Here is a 578-nt window from a genome sequence, read left to right as displayed (position 1 = left end):
TCTGCTTCGCAGAGCGCCACTCGGCAAGGACCGCATCCCTGACCGTCTCGAAGGGCTTCAGCACGGTCGCCGTGTGCTGCGTGACGAGCACCAGATGAAAGCCATAGCCGGATTTCACCGGGCCCCGCCATCCGCCCGGTTCAAGCGCAAACACCACGCGCGCAAAATCGGCACCGAACATTCCTGACAGCGCCAGCTCGTCGGTATCGGCGAAGCTGTCGCCGAACAGCAGCCGGTCGCCCTCTGTCGAGTCGTCCTCGACATTCGCTGTCAGCACGCCGAGCGCGGCGGTCGCGTCCGCCGCGGCGTCCTTGCGATGTTCCGGGTTGAAGTAGACCTGCCGGAACGACAGTTTTCCGGGCGTCTCGAAGTGTGCAGGGTTGGCGGCATAGAACTGCCGCAGTTCCGCTTCGGTCGGCTCGGCAAGCTGGGCCGTGTCCTCGACAATGAATTTCAGCTTTTGCGCCAGGCGGCGGCGGATGATGGTGTCGTCCTTCTCGAGGCCCATCTCCTGCGCTTCGCGCGCCAGCAGTTTCTCGTTCAGCAGATCCCCAACAAGCCCCTTGAGTTCATCGGCG

Annotated in this window: 1 protein-coding gene; it reads right to left on the bottom strand. The window is 63.8% G+C overall.

The annotated features are described in order from the left end of the window. Positions 1-578, bottom strand: a 578-nt coding sequence (locus OHD62_RS35580) for a peptidylprolyl isomerase (protein WP_263792429.1), incomplete at both ends; no start/stop codon positions are given.

The sequence above is a fragment of the Mesorhizobium sp. YC-39 genome (genome assembly GCF_025753795.1).
Classification (GTDB): Bacteria; Pseudomonadota; Alphaproteobacteria; order Rhizobiales; family Rhizobiaceae; genus Mesorhizobium.
Note: the sequence above shows the minus strand (reverse complement) of the source record. Positions and strands in the feature narration are given on the sequence as shown.